At 69.8% G+C, this 23,891-nt stretch carries 24 protein-coding genes and 1 pseudogene; 15 read left to right on the top strand and 10 right to left on the bottom strand.

The window, feature by feature from the left end; translation table 11 throughout:
- Positions 1–65 precede the first annotated feature (65 nt).
- Positions 66–533, bottom strand: a complete 468-nt coding sequence (locus ACFWM7_RS18060) for an SseB family protein (RefSeq protein ID WP_006125898.1) — start codon at positions 531–533, stop codon at positions 66–68.
- Between the two features lie 167 nt (positions 534–700).
- Between ACFWM7_RS18060 and ACFWM7_RS18055 the strand changes: the two genes are divergently transcribed.
- From ACFWM7_RS18055 to ACFWM7_RS18040, 4 genes and pseudogenes are all read left to right on the top strand, one after another.
- Positions 701–2,527: an acyl-CoA dehydrogenase gene (locus ACFWM7_RS18055; protein WP_383261665.1), complete on the top strand. Its 1,827-nt coding sequence runs from the start codon at positions 701–703 to the stop codon at positions 2,525–2,527.
- A 113-nt stretch (positions 2,528–2,640) separates the two neighbouring features.
- Positions 2,641–3,260: pseudogene (locus tag ACFWM7_RS18050) on the top strand (Uma2 family endonuclease).
- Positions 3,261–3,321: 61 nt separating this feature from the next.
- Positions 3,322–4,620: a M18 family aminopeptidase gene (locus ACFWM7_RS18045; RefSeq protein ID WP_383261662.1), complete on the top strand. Its 1,299-nt coding sequence runs from the start codon at positions 3,322–3,324 to the stop codon at positions 4,618–4,620.
- A 103-nt stretch (positions 4,621–4,723) separates the two neighbouring features.
- The gene (locus ACFWM7_RS18040; RefSeq protein ID WP_030707566.1) at positions 4,724–4,945 is read left to right on the top strand and encodes a DUF6458 family protein; all 222 of its coding nucleotides are present in this window, start codon (positions 4,724–4,726) and stop codon (positions 4,943–4,945) included.
- 48 nt (positions 4,946–4,993) lie between these two features.
- Here ACFWM7_RS18040 and ACFWM7_RS18035 read toward each other — a convergent pair whose 3' ends face one another.
- Positions 4,994–6,811, bottom strand: coding sequence for an NHL domain-containing thioredoxin family protein (locus tag ACFWM7_RS18035; RefSeq protein ID WP_383261657.1), 1,818 nt, complete (start codon positions 6,809–6,811; stop codon positions 4,994–4,996).
- A 64-nt stretch (positions 6,812–6,875) separates the two neighbouring features.
- On the opposite strand from ACFWM7_RS18035, the gene ACFWM7_RS18030 reads away from it, so the two are divergent.
- Complete coding sequence (locus ACFWM7_RS18030; protein ID WP_383261655.1) at positions 6,876–7,367, top strand: LURP-one-related/scramblase family protein; 492 nt, start codon at positions 6,876–6,878, stop codon at positions 7,365–7,367.
- Positions 7,368–7,447: 80 nt separating this feature from the next.
- On the opposite strand, the gene ACFWM7_RS18025 is transcribed toward ACFWM7_RS18030, so the two are convergent.
- Positions 7,448–8,239: a carbon-nitrogen family hydrolase gene (locus ACFWM7_RS18025; RefSeq protein WP_383261653.1), complete on the bottom strand. Its 792-nt coding sequence runs from the start codon at positions 8,237–8,239 to the stop codon at positions 7,448–7,450.
- Between the two features lie 362 nt (positions 8,240–8,601).
- Here ACFWM7_RS18025 and ACFWM7_RS18020 point away from each other — a divergent pair, with 362 nt between their 5' ends.
- Entirely contained in the window at positions 8,602–9,426 is an 825-nt protein-coding gene (locus ACFWM7_RS18020; RefSeq protein WP_205081351.1) for a maleylpyruvate isomerase family mycothiol-dependent enzyme, read from the top strand.
- A gap of 117 nt (positions 9,427–9,543) precedes the next feature.
- Here ACFWM7_RS18020 and ACFWM7_RS18015 read toward each other — a convergent pair whose 3' ends face one another.
- A complete protein-coding gene (locus tag ACFWM7_RS18015; protein WP_383261650.1) occupies positions 9,544–10,851 on the bottom strand; it encodes a nitrate/nitrite transporter in 1,308 nt (435 codons plus the stop codon).
- Positions 10,848–11,531: a GntR family transcriptional regulator gene (locus ACFWM7_RS18010; protein WP_383261647.1), complete on the bottom strand. Its 684-nt coding sequence runs from the start codon at positions 11,529–11,531 to the stop codon at positions 10,848–10,850. The genes ACFWM7_RS18015 and ACFWM7_RS18010 overlap by 4 nt, the downstream gene beginning before the upstream one ends.
- Before the next feature lie 110 nt (positions 11,532–11,641).
- Between ACFWM7_RS18010 and ACFWM7_RS18005 the strand changes: the two genes are divergently transcribed.
- The 5 genes from ACFWM7_RS18005 to ACFWM7_RS17985 all read left to right on the top strand — a co-directional run bounded on the left by ACFWM7_RS18005 (position 11,642) and on the right by ACFWM7_RS17985 (position 15,551).
- Positions 11,642–12,952: an AAA family ATPase gene (locus ACFWM7_RS18005; protein ID WP_356565525.1), complete on the top strand. Its 1,311-nt coding sequence runs from the start codon at positions 11,642–11,644 to the stop codon at positions 12,950–12,952.
- Positions 12,953–12,955: 3 nt separating this feature from the next.
- Positions 12,956–13,429 (top strand): hypothetical protein, encoded by a 474-nt coding sequence (locus ACFWM7_RS18000; protein WP_356565527.1) that lies wholly within the window; start codon positions 12,956–12,958, stop codon positions 13,427–13,429.
- Positions 13,430–13,522: 93 nt separating this feature from the next.
- Entirely contained in the window at positions 13,523–13,858 is a 336-nt protein-coding gene (locus ACFWM7_RS17995; RefSeq protein ID WP_383261634.1) for an ArsR/SmtB family transcription factor, read from the top strand.
- Positions 13,858–14,520 carry a cation transporter gene (locus tag ACFWM7_RS17990; RefSeq protein ID WP_383261630.1) on the top strand — a complete coding sequence of 221 codons (663 nt, stop codon included), beginning with the start codon at positions 13,858–13,860 and terminating at the stop codon, positions 14,518–14,520. The genes ACFWM7_RS17995 and ACFWM7_RS17990 overlap by 1 nt, the downstream gene beginning before the upstream one ends.
- Before the next feature lie 131 nt (positions 14,521–14,651).
- Positions 14,652–15,551: a D-alanyl-D-alanine carboxypeptidase family protein gene (locus tag ACFWM7_RS17985; RefSeq protein WP_383261626.1), complete on the top strand. Its 900-nt coding sequence runs from the start codon at positions 14,652–14,654 to the stop codon at positions 15,549–15,551.
- Between the two features lie 90 nt (positions 15,552–15,641).
- On the opposite strand, the gene ACFWM7_RS17980 is transcribed toward ACFWM7_RS17985, so the two are convergent.
- Positions 15,642–15,824 carry a DUF397 domain-containing protein gene (locus tag ACFWM7_RS17980; protein ID WP_383261620.1) on the bottom strand — a complete coding sequence of 61 codons (183 nt, stop codon included), beginning with the start codon at positions 15,822–15,824 and terminating at the stop codon, positions 15,642–15,644.
- Positions 15,821–16,702: a helix-turn-helix domain-containing protein gene (locus tag ACFWM7_RS17975; RefSeq protein WP_383261679.1), complete on the bottom strand. Its 882-nt coding sequence runs from the start codon at positions 16,700–16,702 to the stop codon at positions 15,821–15,823. The genes ACFWM7_RS17980 and ACFWM7_RS17975 overlap by 4 nt, the downstream gene beginning before the upstream one ends.
- Positions 16,703–16,945: 243 nt before the next feature.
- On the opposite strand from ACFWM7_RS17975, the gene ACFWM7_RS17970 reads away from it, so the two are divergent.
- The gene (locus tag ACFWM7_RS17970; RefSeq protein ID WP_383261617.1) at positions 16,946–17,374 is read left to right on the top strand and encodes an ATP-binding protein; all 429 of its coding nucleotides are present in this window, start codon (positions 16,946–16,948) and stop codon (positions 17,372–17,374) included.
- Positions 17,375–17,433: 59 nt separating this feature from the next.
- Here ACFWM7_RS17970 and ACFWM7_RS17965 read toward each other — a convergent pair whose 3' ends face one another.
- Genes ACFWM7_RS17965 through pdhA form a run of 3 tightly spaced genes read right to left on the bottom strand, consistent with a single transcriptional unit; the run spans position 17,434 to position 21,061 of the window.
- The gene (locus ACFWM7_RS17965) at positions 17,434–18,906 is read right to left on the bottom strand and encodes a dihydrolipoamide acetyltransferase family protein (RefSeq protein WP_383261615.1); all 1,473 of its coding nucleotides are present in this window, start codon (positions 18,904–18,906) and stop codon (positions 17,434–17,436) included.
- A gap of 11 nt (positions 18,907–18,917) precedes the next feature.
- Complete coding sequence (locus ACFWM7_RS17960; protein ID WP_383261612.1) at positions 18,918–19,898, bottom strand: alpha-ketoacid dehydrogenase subunit beta; 981 nt, start codon at positions 19,896–19,898, stop codon at positions 18,918–18,920.
- A 2-nt stretch (positions 19,899–19,900) separates the two neighbouring features.
- On the bottom strand, positions 19,901–21,061 hold the full coding sequence (gene pdhA, locus ACFWM7_RS17955; RefSeq protein WP_383261609.1) for a pyruvate dehydrogenase (acetyl-transferring) E1 component subunit alpha: 1,161 nt from the start codon (positions 21,059–21,061) through the stop codon (positions 19,901–19,903).
- A 348-nt stretch (positions 21,062–21,409) separates the two neighbouring features.
- On the opposite strand from pdhA, the gene ACFWM7_RS17950 reads away from it, so the two are divergent.
- The 3 genes from ACFWM7_RS17950 (at position 21,410) to ACFWM7_RS17940 (ending at position 23,852) form a co-directional block, all read left to right on the top strand.
- The gene (locus ACFWM7_RS17950; protein ID WP_205081360.1) at positions 21,410–22,069 is read left to right on the top strand and encodes a response regulator transcription factor; all 660 of its coding nucleotides are present in this window, start codon (positions 21,410–21,412) and stop codon (positions 22,067–22,069) included.
- A 179-nt stretch (positions 22,070–22,248) separates the two neighbouring features.
- Entirely contained in the window at positions 22,249–22,695 is a 447-nt protein-coding gene (locus tag ACFWM7_RS17945) for a pyridoxamine 5'-phosphate oxidase family protein (RefSeq protein WP_383261603.1), read from the top strand.
- A gap of 125 nt (positions 22,696–22,820) precedes the next feature.
- A complete protein-coding gene (locus tag ACFWM7_RS17940) occupies positions 22,821–23,852 on the top strand; it encodes a phosphotransferase (RefSeq protein ID WP_383261672.1) in 1,032 nt (343 codons plus the stop codon).
- Positions 23,853–23,891: the final 39 nt, after the last annotated feature.

Raw genomic sequence — 23,891 nt, 5'->3', positions numbered from 1 at the left:
GTCTCGGCGCGGGCCCTCGCCCGACAGAAGGAACCGCAGGTCAGCGACGCGCGGACACCGAACCCCTACCCGTACATCCGGCGCATCGCGAAGTCGACCATCTGCTCGACCGCCTTGGCGTCGAACACCATCCGGTGGTCGCCCTCCATGTCCAGGACGAAGCCGTACCCCGTCGGCAGCAGGTCGATCACCTCGGCCCCGGTGATCACGAAGTATTTGGACTCCTTGCCCGCGTACCGCCGCAGCTCCTTGAGCGTGGTGAACATCGGGATCACCGGCTGCTGCGTGTTGTGCAGCGCCAGGAAGCCGGGGTTGTCGCCGCGCGGGCAGTAGACCTTCGACGTCGCGAAGATCTGCTGGAAGTCCTCGGCGGAGAGGGAGCCGGTGGTGAAGGCCCGGACCGCGTCGGCCAGGGAGGGCGGCGACGGTTCGGGATACAGCGGCTGCTCCCCGTAGCCGCCGCCCATCTGACCCATCTGGCCCATCTGACCCATCTGCTGCTGAGCACCAGGGTTCTGGTCGTAGCCGTACATGCTGCAAAGAGTAATCGGACACATCTACGGCTTGAGGGGTTGCGCCTTATTACTGACGGGTAGCATCATCGGAGAGGTCAGCTGATAGACCTGCGCCTGCCTGTCGCCCGACCCGCATCTCTCCCCGGGGCGCTGCGCGCCACTGCTATTGATTACGGAGCCTTCCCATGGGGCACTACAAGTCGAATCTCCGCGATATCGAGTTCAACCTCTTCGAGGTGCTCGGGCGCGACAAGGTGTACGGCACCGGTCCGTTCGGTGAGATGGACGTCGACACCGCGAAGAGCATCCTGGACGAGGTCGTCCGCCTCGCGGAGAACGAGCTCGCCGACTCCTACGCCGACGCCGACCGCAACCCGCCGGTCTTCGACCCGGAGACCAAGACCGCCCCGGTCCCGGCGAGCTTCAAGAAGTCGTACCAGGCCTACATGGACTCCGAGTACTGGCGCCTGGGCCTCCCCGAGGAGATCGGCGGCACGACCTCCCCCCGCTCCCTGATCTGGGGCTACGCGGAGCTGCTGCTCGGCGCGAACCCGGCCGTGTGGATGTACTCCTCCGGCCCGGCCTTCGCCGGCATCCTCTTCGACGAGGGCAACGAGCAGCAGAAGAAGATCGCGGAGATCGCCGTCGAGAAGCAGTGGGGCTCGACGATGGTGCTGACCGAGCCGGACGCCGGCTCGGACGTCGGCGCCGGCCGGACGAAGGCCGTGAAGCAGGAGGACGGCTCCTGGCACATCGAGGGTGTGAAGCGCTTCATCACCTCGGGCGAGCACGACATGTCCGAGAACATCATCCACTACGTGCTGGCCCGCCCCGAGGGCGCGGGACCGGGCACCAAGGGCCTCTCGCTCTTCATGGTCCCGAAGTTCCACTTCGACTGGACGACCGGCGAGCTGGGCGAGCGCAACGGCGTGTACGCGACGAACGTCGAGCACAAGATGGGCCTCAAGGCGTCCAACACCTGCGAGATGACGTTCGGCGACCAGCACCCCGCCAAGGGCTGGCTGATCGGTGACAAGCACGACGGCATCCGCCAGATGTTCCGCATCATCGAGTTCGCCCGCATGATGGTCGGCACGAAGGCCATCGCCGCCCTCTCCGCCGGCTACCTGAACGCCCTGGAGTACGCCAAGGAGCGCGTCCAGGGTCCGGACCTGGCGAACTTCATGGACAAGACCGCGCCCAAGGTCACCATCACGCACCACCCCGACGTGCGCCGCTCGCTCATGACGCAGAAGGCGTACGCCGAGGGCATGCGCTCGCTGGTGCTCTACACCGCCTCCGTCCAGGACGCGATCCAGGAGCAGGAGGCCGCGGGCGAGGACGCCAAGGCGCTGAACGGCCTCAACGACCTGCTGCTGCCGATCGTGAAGGGCTACGGCTCCGAGAAGTCCTACGAGCAGCTCGCGCAGTCGCTCCAGACCTTCGGCGGCTCCGGCTACCTCCAGGAGTACCCGGTCGAGCAGTACATCCGGGACGCCAAGATCGACACCCTCTACGAGGGCACCACGGCGATCCAGGGCCAGGACTTCTTCTTCCGGAAGATCGTCCGCGACCAGGGCGCCTCGCTCAACACGCTCTCCGAGGAGATCAAGAAGTTCCTCGCGGGCGCCCAGGGCAACGAGGAGCTGGCCCCCGCGCTGGACTCGCTCGCCAAGGCCGCCGTGGACCTGGAGGCGATCGTCGGCACGATGATCACCGACCTCACCGCGACCGGCGAGGACGTCAAGAACATCTACAAGGTCGGCCTCAACACGACCCGCCTGCTGATGGCCTCCGGCGATGTCGTCGTCGGCTACCTGCTGCTCAAGGGCGCGGCCGTGGCAACCGAGAAGCTGCCGACCGCCTCCGCCAAGGACGTCGCCTTCTACCAGGGCAAGATCGCCGCCGCGAAGTTCTTCGCCGCGAACGTCCTGCCGGGCGTCTCGACCGAGCGCGCGCTCGCCGAGTCGATCGACAACTCGCTGATGGAGCTGGACGAAGCCGCGTTCTAGGACCTCGCTCGCCTGATCCGTACGTCAACCAGCGCCGCCACCCGGAATTCGTTCGGGTGGCGGCGCTGTCGTATCAGCTGGGTACGCTGAGTGCACGGCCCGGAATCCCGTCCATGGGAGGAACCATGACCGCCGAGGCACTGCCCGAATCGCTGCACCGTCAGTCGGACGGCTCCAAGTGGCCGGTCCCGCCTGCGGACGGCTACACCGTGGACGAATTCTTCACGCTTGACCTCCCGCCGCACACAGAGCTGATCGACGGGATCCTGGTTTTCGTGAGTCCGCAGCGAGACTTCCACACACTGGCGATGTATCTGCTGGAACAGGGGCTGCGGCAGCACGTTCCGAACGACCTGCGTGTGCGTCGCGAGATGGCGATCGTGCTGGGCAAGAGAAACGCCCCGGAACCCGACCTCGTCGTAGTCAAGGCGGAAGCGATCAAGGGTCGCCGCCAGACCCGCCACGAAGCCGCCGACGTCCTCCTCGCCGTCGAGGTCGTCTCCCCCGACTCCGAGGACCGCGACCGGGACACCAAGCCGCACAAGTACGCGGCGGCGGGAATCCCTTCTGGCTGGTCGAGATGACCGGCGAGAACGTCCGCCCCATGGTCATCACCTACGAGCTCGACCCGGTCAACAGGACGTACGTCTCCACCGGCGTCCACCACGACCGGCTCAAGCTTTCCGCCCCGTACGACATCGACATCGACCTGACCTCGATCGACGAGCTGTAAGGGCTGAGATCTCTCCCGGTCACCGGATACCGGACCCCGGGTCCTCGTTACAGTGAAGAACATGAGTTCCCCTCTCCGGTTCGACCGTGCGCACACCGATGACCTGATGACCTTCCTGGCGGCCAGCCCGTCCCCGTACCACGCCGTGGCGAACGCCGCCGCCCGGCTGGAGGAGGCCGGGTTCCGGCAGGTCGAGGAGACCGCCGCCTGGGACGCGTCGGCGGGCGGGAAGTACGTGCTGCGCGGCGGGGCGATCGTCGCCTGGTACGTGCCGGAGGGTGCCGAGGCGCACACGCCGTTCCGGATCGCGGGGGCGCACACCGACTCCCCGAACCTGCGGGTGAAGCCGCTGCCCGACAGCGGGGCGCACGGCTGGCGCCAGATCGCCGTCGAGGTCTACGGCGGCACCCTGCTCAACACCTGGCTCGACCGGGACCTGGGCCTGGCCGGGCGGATCTCGCTGCGGGACGGCACCCACCGGCTGGTCAACATCGACCGGGCGCTGCTGCGGGTGCCGCAGCTGGCCGTGCACCTGGACCGGTCGGCCAACGCCGAAGGGCTCAAGCTCGACCGGCAGAAGCACATGCAGCCGATCTGGGGGCTCGGCGAGGTCGAGGAGGGTGACCTGATCCGCTTCGTCGCCGAGGAGGCGGGCGTCGACGCGGAGGACGTCACCGGCTGGGACCTGATGCCGCACGCCATCGAGCCGCCGTCGTACCTGGGCCGGGACCGGGAGCTGCTGGCCGGGCCCCGGATGGACAACCTCCTCTCGGTGCACGCGGCGACCGCCGCCCTGGCCGCCGTCGCCGGGCAGAGCGACGCCGACATCCCGTACATCCCGGTGTTCGCGGCCTTCGACCACGAGGAGAACGGCTCGCAGTCCGACACCGGGGCCGACGGGCCGCTCCTGGGTTCGGTGCTGGAGCGCTCGGTGTTCGCCCGCGGCGGTACGTACGAGGACCGCGCCCGCGCCTTCGCCGGGACGGTCTGTCTCTCCTCCGACACCGGCCACGCCGTGCACCCCAACTACGCGGAGCGGCACGACCCGACGCACCACCCGGTCGCCAACGGCGGGCCGATCCTCAAGGTCAACGTCAACATGCGGTACGCCACCGACGGCAGCGGCCGTGCGGTGTTCGCCGCCGCCTGCGAGAAGGCTGGGGTGCCGTGGCAGACCTTCGTGTCCAACAACGCGATGCCCTGCGGCACCACCATCGGCCCGATCACCGCGGCCCGGCACGGCATCCAGACCGTCGACATCGGCGTGGCGATCCTCTCGATGCACAGCGCCCGTGAGCTGTGCGGCGCGGACGACCCGTATCTGCTGGCGAACGCGCTCACCGCGTTCCTGGCCGGCTGACCGGGGAACGTCCAATCGCCTCCGTGCACATGGTTGTTGCCGGGCCGGGTACGCGGGTCGTACACCGGTCCGGACTCACCGGGCGGTCGAGGAGGCAGAATTCATGGGACTCGGAGGATGCATTCTCCTGATCGGTGCGGGCGCGATCCTGGCGTTCGCCACCGACTGGAAGATGGACACCGTCAACGTCGACCTGGTCGGCTGGATCATGATGCTCGTCGGCCTCGTGGGGGTCTTCGTCTACATGAGCATCGCGCGGCGCCGCCGGATGGTCGTGCCGCCCACCACCACCGTCGTCCAGGACGACCAGCAGCGCTACCAGTAACGGCGGGCGCTCCGGGTCGCCCCCGCGGGGGGCGACCCGTCCGGCGCGTCAGCCCTGCTCGTCCATGCCCGCCAGCACCAGCGGCAGCCGGGGCGCTCCTCCCGCGGTCACGCGGACGGGGACGCCCCAGTCCTGCTGGTGCACATGGCAGGCCGGGTACTCGTTGGCCGGGTCGTCGTCGCAGGACGCCGCCATCGCGGAGACGTGCAGCACGCCCTCGGTGACCCCGTCCGCGAGGACCAGCTCGCGCCCGAGGTCCGTGCCCGCTCCGGAGCCGTCCGCCAGCAGCTCGGGCGGGGTGGCGGAGACCAGGAGCCGGGTCGAGGGCCCGTAGCGCGTGTCCAGCTTCTGCCCGGCGGGCGCCTGGAAGACCACGTCGAGGCGGAGGGTGCCGGGGGCGATCTCGGTGGCGGCCCGCTGGGTACGGTGCGCCTGGTCGGCGACCCGTACCGCTTCCTCCGGTAGCCGGAGTCGGGTGAGGCGGTGGCGGGCCGACTCGACGACGACCAGATCGCCGTCGACCAGCACCGCGTCGCTGGGCTCACGGACATCGGTGGCCAGCGTGGTGACCTCGCCGGATTCCGGATCGTAGCGGCGCAGCGCGTGGTTGTACGTGTCGCTGATCGCGATGGAGCCGTCGGGCAGCGCGGTCACGCCGAGCGGGTGTTGCAGCAGCGCCTGGTCGGCCGCCCCGTCGCGGTGGCCGAAGTCGAAGAGGCCGGTGCCGACGGCGGTGTGCACGTGCTCGTCGCGGTCGACCCAGCGCAGCGCGGAGGTCTCCGAGTCGGCGACCCACAGCCGCTCCCCGTCGGCGGAGACGGCGAGCCCGGACGGCTGGGCGAACCAGGCCTCGGCGGCCGGCCCGTCGACCAGGCCCTCGTTGGTGGTCCCGGCGGCGACGCGTACGGTGCCGCCCTCGGGGTCGTACGTCCACAGCTGGTGCACGCCCGCCATGGCGATCCACAGCCGGTCGCCGAACCAGGCGAGGTCCCACGGCGAGGAGAGGTCCACCTCGCGCGCCGGGCCGCTGGTCGAGGTCCCCTGCCACCACTGGCGGCCGGTCCCGGCGAGGGTGCTGGTCGCCCCGGTCGTCAGGTCCAGGGCGCGGATCGCGTGGTTGACGGTGTCCGCGACGGCGATGCGGCCGTCCGGGAGCACGGCGAGCCCCTGCGGTTCGCTGAACCGGGCCTCGTCCGGGCCGCCGTCGCTCAACCCGCGTTCGCCGGTGCCGAAGTGGCGTCGTGCGGTCTCGCCGTCCGCGTCCAGCTCGACGAGGCGGTGCCGGGTGGTGTCGGAGACCAGGAAGCCGCCGTCCGGCAGGAGCAGCGCCTTGCCGGGGAACCGCAGATGGGTGGCGACGGGCTCGGGCGCGACATACGGGCCGTCGCCGCGGCGCAGCGTGCCCTTGGCCCCGTGCTCGGCCTCCAGCTCCTCGACGAGCTTCTCGATCGCGTGCGCATGGCCCTCGCCGGCGTGCTGGGCGACGACATAGCCCTCGGGGTCGATCACGACGAGCGTCGGCCAGGCGCGGACCGCGTACTGCTTCCAGGTGGCCAGCTCGGGGTCGTCGAGGACGGGGTGGTGGACCTCGTAGCGCTCGACGGCGTCGACGACGGCCTGGTGCTCGGCCTCGTGGACGAACTTCGGCGAGTGGACGCCGATGATCACCACGGTGTCGCGGTGCTTCTCCTCCAGCTCGCGCAGCTCGTCCAGGACATGCAGACAGTTCACACAGCAGAACGTCCAGAAGTCGAGGATGACGATGCGTCCTCGCAGGTCAGCGAGGGTGTACTGCTGGTCGCCTGTATTGAGCCAGCCGCCCTTGCCGATGAGTTCGGGGGCGCGGACGCGTGCACGTGTTGCCATGCCACCAGTCAACACCCTGACCGCCTGCGCGCATTCCGCCGGGCCCCGGGGGAACCTGTGCCCCATGAGACTTCTCGTACGTGAGCGGCTGTTCGCCATCGGCGACGACTACTGGATCGAGGACGACGGGGGCCGGAAGGTCTTCCTGGTCGACGGCAAGGCGATGCGGCTGCGCGACACCTTCGAGCTGAAGGACACCGACGGCCGGGTCCTGGTCGAGCTGCGGCAGAAGCTGATCAGCCTGCGCGACACGATGCTCATCGAGCGGGGCGGCGAGGAGCTGGCCAAGGTCAAGCGCAAACGGCTGTCGCTGCTGCGCAACCACTACCGGGTGACGCTGGTGGACGGCACCGAGCTGGACGTCAGCGGCAAGATCCTGGACCGCGAGTTCGCCATCGAGTACGACGGCGAGCTGCTGGCTCAGATCTCGCGCCGCTGGCTGACCCTCCGGGACACGTACGGCATCGACGTCGTCCGGGACGACGCCGACACCGCGCTGCTCATCGCCGTGGCGATGTGCGTGATCGTGCTGGCGGACAAGGAGAACGAGGGTTGAGCGAGGCTGAGCGCGCGGCCTCGCGCGAGAGTTCGCTGTTTCACGTGAAACAGCGCGGAGGCCACGTGCGGGGCGGGCCCTCAGAGCGGCGGCGCGAGCCCCAGGCGGCGGCCCTTCAGGGCCGGGAACTGCTCCCGGGTCGCGCGGACCTTGTCCGCGTCCAGCTCGACGGTCAGGATCTCCTCGTCCGCGCCCGCCTGGGCCAGCACCTCGCCCCAGGGGTCGACGACCATGCTGTGCCCGGCCTGCTGGACATCGGCGTGGGTGCCCGCCGTGCCGACGGCGAGGACGTACGCCTGGTTCTCCACGGCGCGGGCCTGCGCGAGGAGCGTCCAGTGGGAGCGGCGACGCTCGGGCCAGCCCGCCGCGACGACGAGCGTCTCGGCGCCCGCGTCGACGAGCCCCCGGAATTGCTCGGGGAAGCGCAGGTCGTAACAGGTGGCAAGGCCCAGGGTGGTGTCCGGCAGGGCGACGGTCACCAACTCCTCGCCCGCTCCCATCATCACCGCCTCGCCCTGGTCGAAGCCGAAGCGGTGGATCTTGCGGTAGAAGGCCGAGCGCTCGCCCTCGGGCGAGAAGACCAGACTGGTGTTGTAGAGGGTGCCGTCGTCCGCGCGTTCGACGAAGGACCCGGCGTGCAGCCAGACACCGGCCCCGGCGGCCGCCTTCGCCATCACCTCGTGCGTGGGGCCCTCCAGCGGCTCGGCCTCCGCCTCGAAGGCGGTGTAGGCGAACGCCCCGACCGGCCAGAGTTCGGGCAGAACCACCAGGTCAGCCCCTCGCTGGGCGACCACGAGAGAGGCCGCTCGCGCCCTGCGGGCATCGACGGATTCGTCCGGGTCCACTGCGATCTGGATGAGGGAGGCGCGCACACTACCACCGTCCTGGCATTCAAGCCGTCAACACGGGCCTACGATCGTCACACGAAAGCACTGCCGGGGTGCCTGCTCGCAGCGTAACTTGGACCCACCGACGATCGGGGGATGGGGGAAGGAGCGGGGCTGGGTGCGTGCAGCTGCAAGGCGGAGGATTGAGGCATGGCGGAGCCATGGTGATTGACGACAACGCCGCAGATGCGCGTGCCCAGCCCCGCGATGCCGCCCCCCGATCGTCGGTGGGTCCGAGCCACCGAACCTCCCCCGCAGCTCGCCGACAGTGCCGTCAGAGCCGGCCCACCCGCCAGCACTCCCTGCTCTCTCCAGCCCATGCACCGCAGAACCGCACGAGGGGTCCCGTGACCGTCCATCCCAGCCTCCAGCCCTACACCGACGCCGCGACCCACTCCATCGAGGCGATAGCCGAGCTGGTGAAGCCCCTTCCCGAGAGCGAGTGGAACCGCCGTACGCCCTGCCCGGGGTGGTCGGTGCGCGACATCGTGTCGCACGTCATCGGCATGGAGTGCGAGATGCTCGGCGATCCCCGGCCGATCCACACCCTGCCGCGCGACCTGTACCACGTACAGAGCGACTTCGCCCGGTACATGGAGATGCAGGTCGACGTCCGGCGGCACCACACCTCCCCGGAGATCACCGCAGAGCTGGAGTACGTCCTCATCCGCCGGGCCCGCCAGATCCGCAACGAGTCGCGCAGTCCCGAGACCAAGGTCCGCGCGCCCCTGGGCGCCGAGCAGACCCTCGAAACCGCGCTGAATCTGCGGGCCTTCGACGTCTGGGTGCACGAACAGGATCTGCGCACGACGCTCGGTCAGCCGGGCAACCTGGACTCCCCCGGTGCCCTGATCACCCGGGACCTGCTGCTCGCCGGGCTGCCGAAGGTGGTCGCCAAGAGCGCGGGCGCGCCCGCCAATTCGGCGGTCGTCTTCGACGTGCACGGCCCGGTGGAGTTCCTGCGGACGGTACGGATCGACGCGGAGGGCCGCGGCTCGATAGACGGCGCGCCGTCGCTGGGCCCCGCCGTGACGCTGTCGCTGGACTGGGAGACGTACGTTCGACTCGCCTGCGGCCGCGTCCGTCACGCCGCCGTCGCCGACCGGATCAAGGTCGAGGGCGACCAGGAGCTGGCCACCGCGATCCTGGACAACTTCGCCGTGACCCCGTGACTCCGTGGCCTCGTGACTCCGTGGCCTCGTGACTCCGTGGCCTCGTGACGCCGTGGCCTCGTGACGCCGTGACTTCTTGACCGCATCACCCGGCACGTGCCCGCGCCCCCGGGAGGGCTACGCGGGCACGTGCACGGCCTCGACGCGGCTCACCACGTGGTGCTCGCGCTCCCTGAGCGCAGCCCGGCGGCGCAGCCGCAGGATCTGGGTGACGCCGAGCGCCTCCAGCACGAAGACCGAGGCGAACGCGATGCGGTAGTTGTCTCCCGTGGCGTCCAGCAGGACCCCGACGGCGAACAGGGTGGTCATCGAGGCGACGAACCCGCCCATGTTGACGATGCCCGAGGCGGTGCCCTGCCGCTCGGGCGGGTTGGCCGGCCGGGCGAAGTCGAAGCCGACCATCGAGGCCGGTCCGCAGGCGCCGAGCACCAGGCACAGGAGGACCAGCAGCCACATCGGCGTGTGGTCGGCCGGGTAGAAGATCGCGGACGCCCAGAGCAGCGCCGTCGTCGCCACCGTGCCCAGCGCGATCGGAACCCGCGCCTCGTGGTGGCGGGCGATGATCTGCCCGTAGACGAGCCCGACCACCATGTTCGACAACACCACCAGGGTGAGCAGCGTGCCCGCCGTGCCACGGCTCAGCTCCTGCGCCTCGACCAGGAACGGCATCCCCCACAGCAGCAGGAACACCATCGCCGGGAACTGCGTGGTGAAGTGCACCCACATCCCGAGCCGCGTCCCGGGCTCCCGCCAGGCGGCGGCGATCTGCCGGCGGACGTACGCGGCCCCGGCGTGCTCGGCGGGCGGCGGCTCGTGGCCCTCGGGGTGGTCCTTCAGGAACAGCAGGAGCAGCACCAGCACCACCACGCCCGCCAGCGAACTGCCGACGAACGTCGTGGTCCAGCCGTAGCTGTGCAGCGCCCGCGCGATGAAGAGCGTCGAGACGAGGTTGCCCGCCATCCCGAACAGCGCCGCGACCTGCCCGATCAGCGGCCCGCGCCGGGCCGGGAACCAGCGGCTGCCGAGCCGCAGCACGCTGATGAACGTCATCGCGTCGCCGCAGCCGAGCAGGGCGCGGGCCGCCAGCGCCATCCCGTACGAGGGGGAGAGCGCGAAGCCGAGCTGCCCGACGGTGAACAGGACGACCCCGATGGTGAGGACCTTCTTGGTGCCGAGCCGGTCGACCAGCAGCCCGACGGGTATCTGCATGCCCGCGTAGACCAGGAGCTGGAGGATGGAGAAGGTGGAGAGCGCCGAGGCGTTGACGTCGAACCGGTCGGCGGCGTCGAGTCCGGCGACGCCCAGGCTCGTACGGAAGATGATCGCGACGAAGTAGACGGCGACGCCGATGCCCCAGACCCAGGCGGCGCGTCGGCCGCCGGGCGGGTCACCGGGCAGGGTGAGCGTGGGGGCGGCCGAACTCACCGGTCCTCACCCCGCACCAGCACCCGCACCCGGCCGACATGGCGGCGCACGACCAGGGCCGCCCCCTCGGCGTCCCCGGCCCGGATCGCCTCCAGCAGCTCACCGTGCTCGGAAATGTTGGCCTCGATCCTGCCCGGATGGGCCTCCATCACCGCTACGCCCATCCGCAGCTGACGGTCGCGCAGCTGGTCGTAGAGGCGCGAGAGGATCTCGTTTCCGGCGTTTTTCACGATCTCGGCGTGGAAACAGCGGTCCTTGACGGCTACCGCCGCCAGGTCACCGGCCTCCGCCAACTGCCGCTGCTCCTCCAGGAGCTGTTCGAGCCGCTCGATCAACTGCGGGGAGGCGGGCACCGCCTTGCGCGCCGCGAACTCCTCGACCAGCAGCCGGGTCTCCACCACGTCCTTGATCTCCTGCGCGGAGACGGCGAGGACGAGCGCGCCCTTCTTCGGGTAGAGCTTGATCAGCCCTTCGACCTCCAGCCGCAGCAGCGCCTCGCGCACGGGCGTCCGCGAGACGCCGACCGCGTCCGCCAGGTCCCCCTCGGTGAGCAGCGTCCCGCCCTCGTAACGCCGGTCCAGGACGGCTTCCTTGATGTGCGTGTAGACCCGCTCGGCGGCGGGCGGGCGCTTGAGGGAGGAGGGCGTGGACCGTACGGGGGTGGAGGAGGCGGCAGGCATGCGCACAGCATAGATACAACATGCACGCATGGGGACCGGCGTCCGGATTCTGGACCTCCGGGGCGGACGGCCCGCTGTCTGCGCTCAGCCCCTTGCGTTACGTTGAGCGGGTGACAGCTCACGCCATCGAAGAGGTACGTCTCACCGCGTTCAAGAGCTTCCACGGCGCGGTGCTCCCGCTGGCGCCCCTCACGGTCCTCATCGGGCGCAACAGCAGCGGAAAGTCGAACGCGCTGGACGGGCTGGAGGTCCTCTCCCGACTCGCGCGCGGCGATGACATCAACGAAGCCCTGGAGAGCCGACGCGGTGCGGCGGGACCGGTGCGGGGCGGGTTGAGCGGGTGTGTGCCGCACGGCTCGGACCGGTTCTCGCTGGGCTGCACGGTCGGTACGGAGTACGGGCCGATCACGTTCGACGTGACGGTTCAGGTCGAGCCGGAAGTGCAGATCATCGAGGAACGGCTCACCGGCCCCACGACGAGCGGCGTCAAGCCGCTCCTGATCAGCGGGGAGGCGGTCCCCCACCACGCCGACATCTACGCCTCCTGGCACAACGGAAGGCGGGGCAGGAACCCCGGCGCCGCCTTCCGCAGCACGCGGCTCCTGACTTCCCAGTTGGAGCTGCGTGTCCCGGGCGAGAGTGACGGTGAGCGCGACGCGCTGTGGGCTGCCGACACCCTGCTGAGCGCTCTGACGGGAGCGTTTCACCTCGACCCCGTGCCGCACCTGATGCGGCAGTACGTACCGGCGCGCGACTCGCGACTCCGCAGGACGGCCGAGAACCTCTCCGCGGCGGTGGGGAACATCCAACGCCACACCCCCGAACTCTTCGAGCTCTTGGTGAACCTGCTGCGCGGCCTCGCGGACCACGACATCGAGCGGCTCGCCGTGACCAAGTCGGAGCTGGGAGACGTCATGCTCGCCCTGAACGAAGGGGAGCGGGGCCTCACCCCGGCCCGCGAGATGAGCGACGGCATGCTGCGCTTCCTCGCGATCACCACCTCGCTGCTCACCGGCGGCGACGGACTCGACCTGGGCCCGGCACCGAGTCCCGAGACGGAGCGCTCCCTGACCCTCGTCATCGAAGAACTGGAGAACGGACTGCACCCGTCCCAGGCGGCTGAGGTTCTGCGCCTGGTGCGTCAGGCCGCCGCCGACAACGCGACCCGGGTCCTGATCACGACCCACAGCCCCGCCCTGCTCTCCGCCCTCAGCGGCGAGGACCATGAGGGGGTCATCGTCTGCTCACGGGACCGCGCGACGGGCGCCAGTCTCCTGACCAGACTCACGGAGCTCGACGGCTACGCCACAGCGATGGGAGCGGGGCCGCTGGGTGATGTCGTCACCCACGGCCGGCTGATGCGTGAAGAACGCGGCAAGCAGGACTACGCCGAATTCGACCGGCTCCTCGGGATCGGGTGAGACATGGCGAGGGGGGTGGAGTTCGTCGACACGTCGATCCTGTGCAATCTGCTGGAGGTTCCCGGCAAATGCCAGGACCGCAAGCGAGTGATCGACGAGCTGAAGAGCAAGCGGGAACGCCGGGAGACCGATCTTCTGCTGCCGGTCACCGCGATCATCGAAACGGGCAACCACATCGCCCAGGTATCCGACGGTCGGGCACGCCGCTCCTGCGCGGAACGCCTCTCCGGAGTCCTGAGCACGGTCATCGCGGGGAACGCACCCTGGGCGCTCAACGAAGTCGAATGGGACGCGGCCCATCTCCAGGCGCTCGTGGACGGCGGCAGCACCGGGAGCAGCCTGATCGAGCACGCCTGCAACAAGCTCGGCTGCGGTGACCTGAACATCCTCGTCGAGCGCGACCGGTATCTCGCCCGCACCTCCGGCGTACGAGCCACGATCTGGACGCTGGACGAACTGCTCTCGTCCTACGCCTGACCGAGAGCGTCCGACTGTGCCGTGCATGAGCTCACCCACCGAGTCCCACAGTTCACGCTTCCCTGAATTCAGCTATCGCTGTACTGTCACCTCATGCTGACCGTCGCTTCCGACATCGAGGTCCTCGCGCGGTTCGGCCGTGCGCTCGCCGACCCGATCCGCTGCCGCCTGCTGCTCGCGCTCCGCGAGGCCCCGGCGTACCCCTCCGACCTCGCCGAGGCCCTGGGCATCTCGCGCACCCGGCTCTCCAACCACCTGGCCTGCCTGCGCGACTGCGGGTTGGTCGTCACCGTGCCGGACGGCCGCCGTACGCGCTACGAGCTGGCCGACGAGCGCCTCGGCACCGCCCTGGACGACCTGCGCTCCGCGGTGGTGGCGGTCGAGACCGACCGCACGTGCCCGGACGCGGAGACGGAAGGGTGCTGCTGATGACCGCACTCACCCTCGGCCCCTCCCCGGCCCGCCGGGACGCGCTCGCCCGCCGGATACGGCTGCTGGTCGCGGTCACCATCGCCTACAACGTCGTCGAGGCGGTGGTCGCCCTCACCGCCGGAACGGCCGCCTCCTCCAGCGCCCTGATCGGCTTCGGCCTGGACTCCGTCATCGAGGTCTCCTCCGCCGCCGCGGTCGCCTGGCAGTTCTCCGCCCGCGACCACGCGGTCCGGGAGGCCCGGGAGCGGGCCGCCTTGCGGATCATCTCCGTGTCGTTCTTCGCACTCGCCGCGTACGTCGCCGTCGACGCGGTCCGCGCGCTGGCCGGGACCGGCGAGGCCGAACCCTCCCCCCTCGGCATCGGCATCGCCGCGCTCTCGCTGGCGATCATGCCGTTCCTGTCGGCGGCCCAGCGGCGCGCGGGGCGCGAGATCGGCTCCGCCTCCGCCGTAGCGGACTCGAAGCAGACCCTGCTGTGCACGTACCTCTCCGCCGTCCTGCTCGCCGGCCTGCTCCTCAACGCCGCGCTCGGCTGGTCCTGGGCCGACCCGGTCGCCGCCCTCGCCATCGCCGTCATCGCGGTCAAGGAGGGCCGCGAGGCCTGGCGCGGCAAGGGCTGCTGCGCCCCGGCGGCGGGCGCGGACAGCTGCGGGCGCTGACTGGAGACGTCCGGGTCAAGCCTGCGCAAATTCACCCGTTCGGGAACACATCCATTGCCCCGGCCCAGGAGTCTCATCCCCCGAGCGGCACCCATATGTGGCCGCATATCAGGGGCATTTGGAGCGTTCAGTTGAAAATCGGCATCAAGCGCATCAATCGCGTCAACGTCACGGCCACCGTGACGCTCACCGCCGGTGCGGTGCTCGCGGGCAGCGCCTTCGCCTCCACGGCGCACGCCGCCGCACCGCCGACTCCGAAGATCGTCGCCAAGGGTGGCTTCGTGATGAACGACGGCACGGGGAAGACCCTCTTCACCAAGTCCGCCGACACCCGCCGGGCCACCGGCTCGACCACGAAGATCATGACGGCGCTGGTCGTCCTGTCGCAGAAGAACGTGAACCTGAAGTCCAAGGTCACGATCCAGAAGGCGTACAGCGACTACATCGTCTCGAAGAACGCCTCCTCCGCCCGGCTCATCGTCGGCGACAAGGTCACCGTGGGCCAGCTCCTCTACGGCCTGATGCTCCCCTCCGGCTGCGACGCCGCGTACGCCCTGGCCGACAAGTTCGGCTCCGGCAAGACCCGTGCGGCCCGCGTGAAGTCGTTCATCGGCAAGATGAACGACACGGCGAAGAGCCTCAAGCTGAAGAACACCCGCTTCGACTCGTTCGACGGCATAGGGAATGGCAACAACTACTCGACGCCCCGCGACCTGACGAAGATCGCCGGCAAGGCGATGAAGAACTCCACGTTCCGCTCCGTCGTCAAGTCCAAGTCGACGAAGCAGAAGGTGACCACGAAGAACGGTGGCTACCGCTACATGTCGTGGACCAACACCAACAAGCTGCTCGGCAGCTACAGCGGCGCGACCGGCGTCAAGACCGGCTCCGGCCCGACCGCCAAGTACTGCCTGGTCTTCGCGGCGACGCGTAAGGGCAAGACGGTCATCGGCACCGTGCTCACGTCGACCTCCGAGGCGAACCGCACGGCCGACGCGAAGAAGCTGATGGACTACGGCTTCAAGAAGTAGCCCGCAGGCGCTGTACGGCGAAGGGGCCTGGCCCGCACAGTGCGTGCGGGCCGGGCCCCTTGCCGTTCGGTACGGCGTACGGGCCTACGGCTACTGCGACCCAAACAGGCCGACCGTGAAGGCGTCCCACGCGGCCGGCTCGACGGTGACGACGGGGCCGTCGCGGCGCTTGGAGTCGCGGACGGCGACGGTACGAGGAATGTTGCGGGCCACCTCGACGCACTCGCTGGACGTCGCGCTGTAGCTGGACTTGCAGAACCGGAACGCCTTCACTTGCTCATTTCCTTCGCGATGTTGTCGATGAACTGAATCGAGTCGTAGGGCGAGAGGCTCATTCGGGAGGCTTGGTTGAAAAGGCTGACGAACGACTCGCTCTCTTCCGCGTCCTCGACCCAGATGGTGGACCTTGGGGTGTCCATGTGCACGACATCCACAGCCTCGTCCTCGCCGAATGAGAGAACGTTGAAGGGGCCGCCGATGCACGGATGACCACCCGCGCGAAAAGGCAGCACCTGAACGTGCACGTTCGGGAGGTCGGCCAGCCCGCACAAGTGCTCAAGCTGGCGTGCCATCACAGCGGGACCGCCCATCAGCTGGCGCAACGCAGCTTCCCAGATCACAGCGTGAATGCGCAGGGGGTTGTCAACATGCAACCTGGCCTGACGCTTTGCTCTGGCGGCGACGACATCCTCGATCCGGTCAATGTCGTCCCACGACATGTCCGCGACGCCCATGGCACGCGTGTACTCAGCGGTCTGGAACAGACCGGGGATGAGCGCCATCTGCCACTGTCGCACCCTGACGGCGGCATCCTCCATCGCGATGTACTCCACCTGCGTTGCGAGAGTCGGAGTCTCGTTCCACCACCCCTTGATCTTGCGCCTCTCGCGATCAGTCTTCGCCAGCTCCAGCAGATAGGCGAGAGTTTTCGGATCGCTGACTCCGTACAAAGCGCAGAGCGCCGCGATGTCCGGATCCCGCATCGGAACCCAGCCGCTCTCCATCTTCACAACCTTGGTCGGGGTAGCGCTGAGCGCCTCAGCCGCCTGTCGCTGAGTCCTGCCTGCCGCGACCCGCAAGCTTTGAAGCTCCCCGCCCAGGCGTCGACCGAGCACTGTCGAGACTCGGTTCCCGTTCGCTCTCTTGCCCATTGCCTGCACGCAGCCCTCCCGTCCCGGTGAACTTCCCAAGTGTGTCAGCCCGTTCAACACCTCACGGAACCGTTAACTCGTACGGGGAATATATCTCCCAGAGCCTTGAGTCCCGTGCGGGCAGAGAGCTACGTTCAGCGCACCGCCGCCAGCACAGCGGAGCCATCACGGCGGAAGCGCACCGCCCTGCCCAGACGCAGCCGCGGCACAGCCACCGCCACCCTCACCCGGAGGCACGCGACCATGACCGCAGCCCAGGAACTCTCAGCCCCCGCCCCCGATCCCGTCCTCCGCGAGGACTGCGTCGACTACACGCCCACCGCCCACAGCGTCGTCCTCAGTCGGCACCGTGCCGCTAGGCTCGTCCTCCAGTGGGGGCACCCCTCGATGGCCGGTGACGTGGCGCTCCTGGTCAGCGAGTTGGCCACCAACGCCCTGCTCCACGGCGCCATCCGGGGGCGGCTCTTCCGGGTCCACCTCACGCTCACCGAGTTCGCCCTCCGGGTCGCCGTCAGCGATCCGCGCGGGGAGCGGCTGCCCAGCCTCCGGCAGCCCGATGCCGACGACTGCTACGGGCGAGGGCTCCTGATCGTCGCTCAGCTCACCGACGACTGGGGCGTCGAGCCGCGCACGGTGGGGAAGACGGTGTTCGCCGAACTCGCCGTACGGTGAGGGCCGGACATGCCGGTGGGCCCGCACGCAACAACGTACGGGCCCACCGGACAGAAAACCTACGCCCAGGTGATCAGGCGCTTCGGCTGCTCCAGGATCGCCGCCACATCGGCCAGCACCTTGGAGCCCAGCTCACCGTCGACCAGGCGGTGGTCGAACGACAGGGCCAGCGTGGTGACCTGACGCGGCTTCACCTTGCCCTTGTGGACCCACGGCTGGAGCTTGATCGCGCCGACCGCCAGGATCGCGGACTCGCCCGGGTTGAGGATCGGCGTACCGGTGTCGACGCCGAAGACGCCGACGTTGGTGATGGTCACCGTGCCGCCCGCCATCGCGGCCGGGGAGGTCTTGCCGTCGCGGGCCGTGCTGACCAGCTCGCCCAGGGACGCCGCGAGCTGCGGCAGCGTCTGGTCGTGCGCGTCCTTGATGTTCGGCACGATCAGACCGCGCGGGGTGGCCGCCGCGATGCCCAGGTTGACGTAGTGCTTCTGCACGATCTCCTGGTTGGCCTCGTCCCAGGCGGCGTTGACCTCGGGGTTCCGCTTGATCGCGACGAGGAGGGCCTTGGCGATGATCAGGAGCGGGTTGACCCGCACCCCCGCCATGTCCTTGTCCTCCTTGAGCTCGGCCACGAGCTTCATCGTGCGCGTCACGTCGACCGTGACGAACTCGGTGACGTGCGGCGCGGTGAAGGCCGATCCGACCATCGCCTGAGCGATCGCCTTGCGGACGCCCTTGACCGGGATACGGGTCTCGCGGGCGGAGTCGGGGGCGGCAGCGGGGACAGCGGCTGCCGGGGCCTCGGGGGCCGCCGGGGACGCGACCGCCGCGGGAGCCTCGGCGACCGGGGCCGCCGCCGCGTGGACGTCCTCGCGGGTGATGATGCCGTCCTTGCCGGTCGGCACCACCGTCGCCAGGTCGATGCCCAGGTCCTTGGCCAGCTTGCGGACCGGCGGCTTGGCGAGCGGACGGCCGCCGCCCTGAGCCCCGGCCTGCGCGGGCACGGAAGCAGGCGCGGGAGCAGGGGCGGAAGCGGGAGCCGGCGCCGCGTGCCCGTTCAGCTCGGCCTGCACCGCCGCCGCGACGGCGGCGGCCTCCGGAGCGGCCGATGCCCCCTTGCGCGGGCGGCGCTTGGTGGAGGTCTCGGCGACGCCGTAGCCCACCAGGACCGGCGTGCGGCCCTTCGGCTCGGCCTCGGCCTCCGGGGTCTCCACCGGCTCCTGGGCCGGAGCGGCGGCGGCCGGGGCGGGCGCGTCACCGCTGCCCGGGGCCACGTCGATCGCGATGATCACCTGGCCGACGTCGACGGTCGTGCCCTCGGGGAAGCGCAGCTCGTGCACCACCCCGTCGAACGGGATCGGCAGCTCGACGGCCGCCTTCGCGGTCTCGACCTCGCACACGACCTGGCCGTCGGTGACGGTGTCGCCGGGCTGGACGAACCACTTGAGGATCTCGGCCTCGGTCAGTCCCTCGCCCACGTCGGGCATCTTGAACTCACGGAAACGAGCAGACGTTTCGGTCATCGTCGTCACGAACCCTCTCCTCAGAACGCCAGCGAGCGGTCGACGGCGTCGAGCACCCGGTCCAGGCCGGGCAGATACTCGTCCTCCAGCCGGGCCGGCGGGTAGGGGACGTGGTAGCCGCCGACCCGCAGCACGGGGGCTTCGAGGTGGTAGAAGCAGCGCTCGGTGATCCGGGCGGCGATCTCCGCGCCGGAGCCGTAGAAGACGGGCGCCTCGTGGACGACCACGACCCGGCGGGTCTTCTCCGCCGACTTCTGGATGGCGTCGAAGTCGATGGGGGCCATCGAGCGCAGGTCCAGGACCTCGATCGACTTGCCCTCCTCCTGGGCGGCCGCGGCCGCTTCCAGACAGACCTTCACCATCGGTCCGTACGCGACGAGCGTGAGGTCGCTGCCCTCGCGGGCGGTCACGGCCTTGTGCAGCGGGCCGGGGATGGACTCGGTGTCGACCTCGCCCTTGTCCCAGTAACGCCGCTTGGGCTCGAAGAAGATGATCGGGTCGTCGCTCTGGACGGCCTGCTGCATCATCCAGTAGGCGTCGCTCGCGTTGGACGGCGAGACCACCTTCAACCCCGCGACGTGCGCGAAGAGCGCCTCGGGGGACTCGCTGTGGTGCTCGACCGCGCCGATGCCACCGCCGTACGGGATACGGACGACGACCGGCAGCTTGATCTTGCCGAGCGCGCGGGCGTGCATCTTGGCGAGCTGCGTGACGATCTGGTCGTACGCGGGGAAGACGAAGCCGTCGAACTGGATCTCGACGATGGGGCGGTAGCCGCGCAGGGCCAGGCCGATCGCCGTGCCGACGATGCCGGACTCGGCGAGCGGGGTGTCGATCACCCGGTCCTCGCCGAAGTCCTTCTGGAGTCCGTCGGTGATGCGGAAGACGCCGCCGAGCTTGCCGACGTCCTCGCCCATGATGAGGACCTTGGGGTCGGTGTCGAGGGCGAGGCGGAGCGACTCGTTCAGCGCTTTCGCGATGGACATCTTTTCCACGGCCATGGCTACTTGCCCTCCTCGGCAGAGTCGGCGAACGATGCCTGGTAGGCGGCGAACTGGGCGCGCTCCTCGTCCACGAGGGAGCTGCCGTCGGCGTAGCCGTGCTCGAACAGGGCCATCGGGTCCGGGTCGGGCATCGCGCGTACCGCTTCCCGTACCCGCTTGCCGAGGGTCTCGCTCTCCGCCTCCAACTCGGTGAAGAACGCCTCGTCGGCGTGGCCGGACTTCTCCAGGTACACGCGCAGCCGCAGGATCGGGTCCTTGGCCTCCCAGGCGGCCCGCTCCTCGTCGGCCCGGTACTTCGTCGGGTCGTCGGAGGTGGTGTGGGCGCCCATGCGGTAGGTGAACGCCTCGACGAGGGTCGGGCCCTCGCCGCGGCGGGCGCGCTCCAGCGCGGAGCGGGTGACGGCGAGGCAGGCGAGGACGTCGTTGCCGTCGACGCGGACGCCGGGGAAGCCGTAGCCCTGGGCGCGCTGGTAGAGCGGCACGCGGGTCTGGCGCTCGGTGGGCTCGGAGATGGCCCACTGGTTGTTCTGGCAGAAGAAGACGACCGGGGCGTTGTAGACCGCGGAGAAGGTGAACGACTCGGCGACGTCGCCCTGGCTGGAGGCCCCGTCACCGAAGTACGCGATCACGGCGGAGTCGGCGCCGTCCTTGGCGACGCCCATGGCGTAGCCGGTGGCGTGCAGCGTCTGCGAGCCGATGACGATCGTGTACAGGTGGAAGTTGTTGCTGTTCGGATCCCAGCCGCCGTGGTTCACGCCGCGGAACATGCCGAGCAGATTGGTCGGGTCGACGCCGCGGCACCAGGCGACCCCGTGCTCCCGGTAGGTCGGGAAGACGTAGTCGTCGTCGCGCAGGGCCCGGCCACTGCCGATCTGGGCGGCCTCCTGGCCGAGCAGCGAGGCCCACAGGCCCAGCTCGCCCTGACGCTGGAGGGCGGTCGCCTCGGCGTCGAAGCGGCGGGTGAGGACCATGTCCCGGTACAGGCCGCGCAGCTCGTCGGCGCTCAGGTCGATGCTGTAGTCCGGGTGCTCGACGCGCTCCCCCTCGGGCGTCAGCAGCTGGACGAGCTGGGGCTCGGCGCTCTGCGGCTTCTTCGCGGCGCTGGTCCGCTTGCTGGCGCGTCGCGGTTTACGCGCGGCGGCAGTGCTCTCCACGGTCACGTGCGTGCTCCTCCGTCGGTCCGGCCCCCGGGGTCTGCCGGGAACCAGTGCGGCTCGCCTGAATCCGACAGCCGTGCACGGGGTGGGTGCCGGTCGGCCGGGATCAGGCGTGACAGGTGCCCCGGCGAGCGCCCTGTCATAGGCACGTTACCCAGTGCATCGCATAACTGCGAAACCCTATCTGACCTGCGATTTTGCTTGGATTTCCAAGTAAATCGAAAAAATCGCGAAGCTCTGCTGGTCAGGGCACTGGAAACAGCCTTGCAGGCCGCCGGAACAACGGCACGTTATCCCGCGGATCAGCGCCAGGGAAGAGCGGAGGGCAGGCGAGTATGTGAGACTGCGACCGTGCGCGAAGAAGGAAAAATCACGGTATTTCTGCTCGACGATCATGAGGTCGTCCGGCGTGGCGTCCATGAGCTGCTCGCCTCCGAACCGGACATCGAGGTGGTCGGCGAGGCCGGTACGGCCGCGGACGCCCTGGTGCGGATCCCGGCGACCCGGCCCGATGTGGCGGTGCTCGACGTACGGCTGCCGGACGGCAGCGGGGTGGAGGTCTGCCGGGAAGTCCGTTCCCAGGACGAGAACATCAAATGCCTGATGCTCACCTCGTACGCCGATGACGAGGCGCTTTTCGACGCGATCATGGCGGGCGCGTCGGGATATGTGCTGAAGGCGATCCGGGGCAATGAACTGCTGAATGCCGTACGGGACGTGGCCGCCGGAAAATCCCTGCTGGACCCGGTGGCGACCGCCCGGGTGCTGGAGCGGCTGCGCGACGGCGGCAGCGGCAAGGGCGACGACAAGCTCGCAGGACTCACCGAACAGGAACGCAAGATCCTGGACCTGATCGGCGAGGGCCTGACCAACCGGGTCATCGGGGAGCGCCTGCACCTCGCCGAGAAGACCATCAAGAACTACGTCTCCAGCCTGCTGTCCAAGCTGGGCATGGAACGCCGCTCGCAGGCCGCCGCGTACGTCGCACGGCTCCAGGCCGAGCGCCGCTGAGCCCGTCGGGGGTGTCCTGCCCCGCGCCGGGACTGCTGAGCCCGTCGGGGTGTCCTGGCCCCGCGCCGGGACTGCTGAGCCCGTCGGGGTGCCCTGGCCCCGCGCCGGGACTTTGGTCCCGCGCCACCCGGGGCAGGCGACTCTTACGCGGCCCCTACGCCCGGGGGACAGTGGAGGCCATGTCCTTCGACTCCCACGGCTCCCCCCACGCCCACCGCGCGGTCGGCACGATCGAGCGGGCCGAGCCGATCGAGCTGCTCGGCCGGGTTCCGTACGGCCGCCTCGCGACCAGCATGCGGGCCCTGCCGTTCCTGGCGGTGGCCCGGCACATCGTGAGCGACGGGCACATCCTGCTGCGGATGCACCGGGGTTTCGGCCACCATGAGGCGTGCGACGGGAGCGTCGTCGCGTACGGGGCGGACAACTACAACGACGCGGCCTCCGGCGACGGCGGCACTCTGTGGTCGGTGCAGTTCACCGGGCCCGCCGAGATCGTGCACCCCTGCCCCGAGCAGGAGAAGCTGTTCGGGGCGGCGCCGGTCAGCGTCAACGGGGAGCCCTACGCGCCGGCCTATCTCCGGGTCGATCCGCACTTCGTCACGGAACACGTCCTGGACTTCGCCTGACGACCGGCCTTAGCGCACCGCTGGCCGTGACCGCAAGTCCGCGAACCGGCCACGTAGAGTGATCTAACATCTGGTAAGTGCCGCGCTCATATGTCACTCGCCCACCTGTTCCCCCGGTCGGCGAGGTGCTGCGCCGTTACCCGGGCGTGGGCGAGCCGCTCGCCTGCGAGCCGATCACCAAGGGCCTGCTGAACCACGGGTACCGCGTCTCCACTACGAGCGGCTCGTACTTCCTCAAGCACCATCTCGACAAGAAGCACCTGGACGACACCAGCGGCGAACGCGCCGCGATCGTGCGCCAGCACCGCGCGACCCAGCGTCTGCAGTCGCTCGGCGTGCCCGTCGTCCCGCCCCTGACGGACACCCGGGGCGACACCGTCACCGTGATCGGCGAACGCTGCTACGCCCTGCACCCCTGGGTCGACGGCCTCCACCGGGTCGGCGCCCAGCTCACCCCGTCCCAGTCGCGCCGGCTCGGAACGCTCCTCGGCACCGTGCACACCGGCCTGGAGCAGGTGATGGCGCCGCGCGACGGCCCGCATCCCGCGAGCCCTCCCGCCCGGCCGGGACACCGCAGCCCGGACGCCGCCGACACCTTCGCGCTGATCGACGACCTGCTGGCCGCCGCGCGCGGGCAGAACGGCCGGGACACCCCGCGCGACGCCTTCGACGAACTCGCCGTGCACCGGCTCGTGGAGCGGCGCGCCCTGCTCGAACAGCACGCCCACCGCCGCCCGCCCACGCCGGACGGGCCCGCCACCGGCTGGGTGCACGGCGACTTCCACCCGCTGAACCTGCTCTACCGGGGCGCCGACCCGGTCGCGATCGTGGACTGGGACCGGCTGGACGTACAGCCGCGCGCCGAGGAGGCGGTACGGGCGGCGGCGATCTTCTTCGTCCGGCCGGACGGGGAGCTGGACCTCGCGAAGGTGCGGGCGTACGCCCGCGCGTACCGGCAGGCCGCCGGGGCGGGGGCCGCGGAGCTGGCGGCCGCGGTGCACCGGGTGTGGTGGGAGCGGCTCAACGACTTCTGGATACTCCGCTGGCGCTACCGCCTGGACGACCGCAGGGCCGACCCGCAGTTCCCCGCGGTGTCGGCCCTGGTGGTGTGGTGGACGCGGGAGTACGAGGCGGTGTTCGAGGCCTTCGCAGGGTGAGGGCGAAGGCAGGGGCCCGGTCAGCCGGCGGTCGTACCG

It is taken from the genome of Streptomyces sp. NPDC058375, assembly GCF_042723425.1.
Lineage (GTDB): Bacteria > Actinomycetota > Actinomycetes > Streptomycetales > Streptomycetaceae > Streptomyces > Streptomyces durocortorensis.
Note: the sequence above shows the minus strand (reverse complement) of the source record. Positions and strands in the feature narration are given on the sequence as shown.